The organism is Paramesorhizobium deserti, assembly GCF_001558695.1.
GTDB classification, from domain to species: domain Bacteria; phylum Pseudomonadota; class Alphaproteobacteria; order Rhizobiales; family Rhizobiaceae; genus Paramesorhizobium; species Paramesorhizobium deserti.
This window is the reverse complement of the sequence record NZ_LNTU01000019.1, coordinates 1-5,872: the sequence shown is the minus strand read 5'-3', so window position 1 is coordinate 5,872 and position 5,872 is coordinate 1. Positions and strand designations below refer to the sequence as shown.

Below are 5,872 nucleotides of genomic sequence, written 5' to 3'. Positions count from 1 at the left end.
TGTTGGTTTCCGCGCAGAACTGAGCCGGTTTTTCCACCGAGAAGTGAGCCACCTCTGAGTATGGTTTTCTGATCAGGGTTTGGTCAAGGGATTGGCTTTTTCTCCTCTCTTCTGTGCTGCGGCGGCCGAGCTGGCCTTGAAGCGGAAGCTGTCGTTCCCTGTTTCCAGGATATGGCAACGATGGGTCAAGCGGTCCAGCAGAGCCGTGGTCATCTTGGCATCGCCGAAGACGGTGGCCCATTCGCTGAAGCTGAGGTTGGTGGTGATGACGACGCTGGTGCGCTCGTAGAGCTTGCTCAACAGGTGGAAGAGAAGCGCTCCGCCTGAAGCACTAAACGGAAGGTATCCGAGCTCATCGAGGATCAGCAGATCGAGGCGGACCAGGGTTTCTGCGATCTGGCCCGCTTTGCCTTTCGCCTTCTCCTGCTCGAGCGCATTGACCAATTCGATGGTTGAGAAGAAGCGGACCTTTCGGCGATGATGCTCGATTGCCTGGACACCGAGGGCGGTCGCGACATGTGTTTTGCCTGTGCCCGGTCCGCCGACGAGCACGACATTCTGCGCTCCGTCCATGAACTCGCATCGGTGCAGTTGGCGCACCGTCGCTTCGTTGATTTCGCTGGCGGCGAAGTCGTATCCGGAGATGTCTTTGTAGGCCGGAAAGCGGGCAGCCTTCATGTGATAGGCGATGGAGCGAACTTCACGTTCGGCCATCTCGGCTTTCAGCAACTGGGACAGGATCGGCACGGCCGCATCGAACGCTGGGGCTCCTTGCTCGATCAGGTCCGTGACCGCTTGGGCCATGCCATACATCTTCAGGCTACGAAGCATGATGACGACGGCGGCGCTGGCGGGGTCATGACGCATGGCGACCTCCCACGATCCGGACACGCAGGCCATCATAGCGTTCGACGTTGGCTTTAGGTTCGCGAAGCAAGGTCAGCGCCTGGGGCGTATCGATGTCAGGACCGTCGGTCGTCTTGCCGTCAATCAACCGATGCAGCAGATTCAGCACATGCGTTTTGGTTGCCACGCCTTGATCCAGAGCCAGTTCCACAGCCCTGACGACAACCTGTTCGTCGTGATGAAGGACGAGAGCAAGGACATCGGCCATCTCACGATCCCCGCCAGGGCGGCGGAGCATCTGGTCCTGCAGTTGCCGAAAGGCCACCGGCAATTCCACGAAGGGTGCGCCATTGCGCAGGGCACCGGGCTTGCGTTGGATGACAGCAAGGTAATGCCGCCAATCATAAATCGTCCTCGGCGGTTTGTCGTGGCTGCGTTCTATGATCCGCGGATGTTCGCAGAGGATATTGCCCTCGGCTGCAACAACCAGTCTCTCGGGATAAATCCGCAGGCTGACGGGCCGGTTCGCAAAAGACGCAGGCACGCTGTAACGATTACGCTCGAAGGTGATCAGGCATGTCGGCGAGACGCGTTTGCCCTGCTCGACGAAACCGTCAAATGCAGTCGGCAACGCCATCAATGCTGCCCGCTCATCAGCCCAAACATCCGCGATCGTGCCTGACAAGGTGCCATGCGCGGTGTCCCGCCACAGGTCCTGGCAATGCTGTTCCAGCCAGAGGTTCAACGTTGCCAAATCCGGGAAGTCCGGCATCTGTTGCCACAGCCGTGGTCGGGCATCCTGGACGTTCTTCTCGACCTGACCCTTTTCCCAACCCGCGGCGGGATTACAGAACTCGGGCGCAAACACGTAGTGGTTCGTCATCGCGAGGAAACGGATATTGACCTGTCGCTCCTTGCCACGGCCCACACGATCGACCGCCGTCTTCATGTTATCGTAGATGCCACGACCAGGCACGCCGCCGAACACACGGAAGCCGTGCCAATGGGCGTCAAACAACATCTCATGCGTCTGCAGCAGGTAGGCCCTGACCAGAAACGCGCGACTGTGCGATAACTTGATATGCGCGACCTGCAGCTTCGTCCGCTCACCGCCGATCACGGCATAGTCCTCACTCCAATCAAACTGGAATGCTTCGCCTGGGCGGAAAGACAGCGGAACGAATATGCCGCGGCCCGTCGTCTGCTGCTCACGTTGCCGGTCAGCCCGCCAGTCACGAGCGAAGGCGGCAACCCGACCATAGGAGCCGGTAAAGCCGAGAACCACCAGATCGGCATGAAGCTGCTTTAGAGTTCGGCGCTGTTTGCGTGACCTCCCGCTCTCGGTCTTCAGCCAAGCCGCCAGTTTGTCTGCAAAGGGATCGAGCTTGCTTGGTCGGTCCGGCGTCGTGAACGTCGGCTCGATCGTACCAGCGTTCAAATACTTTGCGATCGTGTTGCGCGACAGCCCGGTGCGACGGCTGATCTCGCGGATCGACTGCTTCTCGCGCAGCGCCATCCGACGGATGATGTTTAAAAGTCCCATGTGGATCACTCCGTTGCCCCCGTCGCTCACCGCGTTGGGGGGAAGGTTCACATGGCTCAATTCTCAATGGAAATTATGCGCCTAACCGGCTCAGTTCTGCGTGGAAACCAACACCATGTGGATCACTCCGTTGCCCCCGTCGCTCACCGCGTTGGGGGGAAGGTTCACATGGCTCAATTCTCAATGGAAATTATGCGCCTAACCGGCTCAGTTCTGCGTGGAAACCAACACGCCTGAGAGTATTACGTGTCCTGCCAACGCCGCTCTTCCCGAGTTTCATCGGAACATTTGACAGGTTCCTCTGGCAGTTCCTAATGCAACCATTCGGAATCCCAGGCAGTGCCGCTCTACCCCGGCTCGTCCCTGACAAATCCGAGTGGGAAATAGTGCCGTTCCCCAACGCTCAAGCGCTGCCCTTCCGCGTTTTCGATAGAGAGACCGGGGATGCCGATGAAAACTTGTTGAAAGAAGCGGGTTTCGATGTTGAGACTCGTAACATAACCGCGTGGGAAACCGCAGCAGTCCGCACGCAGAAAAATGCCCTGGCCAAGGGGATGATCGACTTCGACGATGTGCGGTGGATCGTGTCACAGCGATTGGGTGATAGCAATTTTCGAGATCGAGTAGGAAAGGCGCTGGCCGCTCGCTTTTGCGAGGTAATCGTCGATGAAGCTCAAGACTGCAATCCGGCGGATCTTGACATCGTCGCCTGGCTGAGAACGGCCGGCATCGCGATCAAAGTAATTTGCGATCCGCACCAGTCGATCTACCAGTTTCGGGGCGGGGTCACCGATGAGTTGATGAAATTTGCGAAGACGTTCCCTAACGATCAGCAGCTATCGATGACCGGCAATTTTCGATCATCACCTGCGATCTGCTCGGCAGTCGTGGCACTGAAGCCACCTGGTGGCGCGGCAACAATCGACAAACCGCTCGGCCAGCACAAGCATGACCTTACGCCGGTTCATATCCTGTCCTATCCGGGTACGAAAGTAACGGCGGCGATTGGCGCCGCCTATCAGAAGATCGCCGAGCGATACAAAATCCCCTTGGACGCCGCGCCGGTAATCGCCTCGACACGACCAAGCGGAAGTCACGCCATCGGCCAACCGACCGTTAGCCGAACCAAGGAAATGACGTTGCTTCTCGCGGAGGCGGCGATGCAATATCACTTTGCCTTTGCTTCAGGAAACCGCAAGGAGGCGCTTGTCAATTTGCATCGCACGATACTCTACGTGCAAGATCGGATCCCATCGCTCGGAAGTTATCATGCCCACGTCGCTGAGACGAGCCTTGACGATGGTCGGTGGCGTCCTGCCGTCATCGCGATAGCAAATGATCTAGGCGTCCGCGATGGAGAGACGGCAGACGATTGGCTGGCTCGTGCACGATCTATACTCAGCCCTGGCCTCGTCGGCACGCGGAAAATTGGCCAAAGATTGAGGAGGCATAATGACCTCGGCTCCGTTCTTTCCCGGCCGCCACTCCAATCATCACCAGCCAGGACAATCCATTCGGTAAAGGGCATGGAATTTCCTGCGGTCTGCGTGGTCATGACCACCCAGACCAGTGGTGGAATCCTCGACTTCCTTGAGGGAAGCCCGGCCGTCAAATGGGAAGAAGATGCTCGAAAAATTTACGTTGCGGCCTCTCGCGCTGAACGGCTTCTCGTGGTCGCCATTCCTCATAGCCGTGTCGTGCGTTTAAAAGCTTTACTCGAAAAGCACGGCTGTAGCGTCGAGGTTACAGAACTGGCGAGGGATGCATGAACTACCGATGGTCTACATGCGAGCTGACCGGGTTGATGTTACCCGGCAACGAGGATCGCGAAATAGCCGAAGATCCCTTACTCCGTGGCAAAGTCTCCGGAGACGTTTTCTGTTATCCGCTTGTAGATTCCTGGCGGAAGACAATCTGGTCCCTCCTCGGCGATGTGATCACCGACGATGCCAAACTCGCGTTTAAAGAAGCGCCCCCGGAGTTCGTCGTATCCGATGACCTGAGCTGGCTGGACGAGCTGATTTTTGAGGTGACGGGAGAGCTCGTGAACATAAAAGAGCTGACCGCGCAGCGCCTCCGGCAGAAGTACCGCTTTTTTCGCGCCGCTCACGGTACCCGAACGAATGATTTGGCGCCGTTTTATAACAACGGTCTGCGCTTTCTCCGTTCTGATGATATTGAAGATCGAGCAAGATTGCTTTTTCTCAACGGTAGACTCCAGTTCACCAATGAGGAACGACTGCAGCGCGCCATCCAGGAGATCGACGCTCGCAAGACGACGGGCGGCCGGGAGGGCCGGCTCTATTTTTGCGCCGACGAGCGAAACCTAATAACCCGCTCTGGCTGCTCGGGCCACTATCTCGTCTATGGGAGTGAATATCTCTACTGCCTCGGTATAGGTCTCGGTAGCAGCTGGGAAATAAAGCGAATTCTGAAAGAGATCGGGCGTCCGACAATGTTCGTTTGTGACATCCCGATGTCTCAGATTCCAGATTATACTCTGGAAGAGTTTGCAGGTTTGCTTCTTGAATATCTGTTCTGCGAACTGGTGGACGAACTGCAACCTTACGCACTTAGCCCCGGAGCGGGAAGTGGGTTCAGCCTATCAACCGATCTATCTCCGGATCATATTGTGGGCCATTATCATCCTGATACGGTGCACGACCCGCTCTCGTCGGCCTAGTGTCACCGCCGGATGGCAGTTTGAGCGAGTTTCATCTTGCATGGGTCGAGTCACGGCAAAATTGCGTTCCTTCGGCACGCCACTGGCTCTAACGCTTCCCCCGCGCAGCCGATTACGTTCAGCTAAGAGATGGTACTCTGAACGCCGGGCAAGATAGCCATTGCGGCTTCTCATGCGCGAATATGCTCACTTCCCCCGCCTCTCGTCGACAAGACGATCGATCTCGGCCTCGGCGGCCATCGCGCTTTCGTCTAATGCTTCGCGGAGCTGCGCTGTATGCTCCATGAACGCGGCGTAGTTTTCCAGAGCCACATGCGGGCTTGCCTTGGAACGGAGCCGAGCGACCTGTCTTCGCCATCCTGGGATCGGATCTTTCTTGAAGCGCAGCGGATAGTTGGCGCCGAGCCACTCCAGCAGCTCGAGGGTCTCGCCCGAGAAGCCCCTCTCCTTCGCATAGTTCCGGCCCTCGTCCGAGAAGGCTAGCGGCCACGTCTGGCACTCGACTGTTGCCTGATCTCGAGTTCGTCGCTGACTGACATAGACACCCTCGGCCACAATATCGAGATTGGTGTCTTGGTCATCGATGATCTGCTCCATGTTGTCAGCAAGCGCCTGGATCGTGTCGGACTTCTTATGGTTGCACTGCGCGTCCATCGTGCGGCAGGCCTTCGCGAAATCATCCTGCTGGGCGGGGGAGTAGTCGCCGCGGCTGGTAAAATACTTCTTGGATCTCTCCGGATGCGGATTCCGATCTGAAGCCGTCCGGCATTCCGATCAATTACCGGCCACCATTCCGATTT

General features: G+C 57.4%; 5 protein-coding genes. 2 read left to right on the top strand and 3 right to left on the bottom strand.

Going from position 1 to position 5,872, the window contains the following annotated elements:
* Positions 1 to 72: 72 nt before the first annotated feature.
* A complete protein-coding gene (istB, locus tag ATN84_RS12870; RefSeq protein ID WP_068882072.1) occupies positions 73 to 867 on the bottom strand; it encodes an IS21-like element helper ATPase IstB in 795 nt (264 codons plus the stop codon).
* Entirely contained in the window at positions 857 to 2,389 is a 1,533-nt protein-coding gene (istA, locus tag ATN84_RS12865; RefSeq protein WP_068882071.1) for an IS21 family transposase, read from the bottom strand. Before istA ends, istB begins: the two co-directional genes overlap by 11 nt.
* 386 nt (positions 2,390 to 2,775) lie before the next feature.
* On the opposite strand from istA, the gene ATN84_RS12860 reads away from it, so the two are divergent.
* Complete coding sequence (locus ATN84_RS12860) at positions 2,776 to 4,158, top strand: UvrD-helicase domain-containing protein (protein ID WP_244491082.1); 1,383 nt, start codon at positions 2,776 to 2,778, stop codon at positions 4,156 to 4,158.
* Complete coding sequence (locus ATN84_RS12855) at positions 4,155 to 5,072, top strand: hypothetical protein (protein ID WP_068882069.1); 918 nt, start codon at positions 4,155 to 4,157, stop codon at positions 5,070 to 5,072. Before ATN84_RS12860 ends, ATN84_RS12855 begins: the two co-directional genes overlap by 4 nt.
* Before the next feature lie 186 nt (positions 5,073 to 5,258).
* Here the strand turns inward: ATN84_RS12855 and ATN84_RS12850 are convergent, their stop codons facing one another.
* Positions 5,259 to 5,726, bottom strand: a complete 468-nt coding sequence (locus ATN84_RS12850) for a hypothetical protein (protein WP_068882068.1) — start codon at positions 5,724 to 5,726, stop codon at positions 5,259 to 5,261.
* Positions 5,727 to 5,872: the final 146 nt, after the last annotated feature.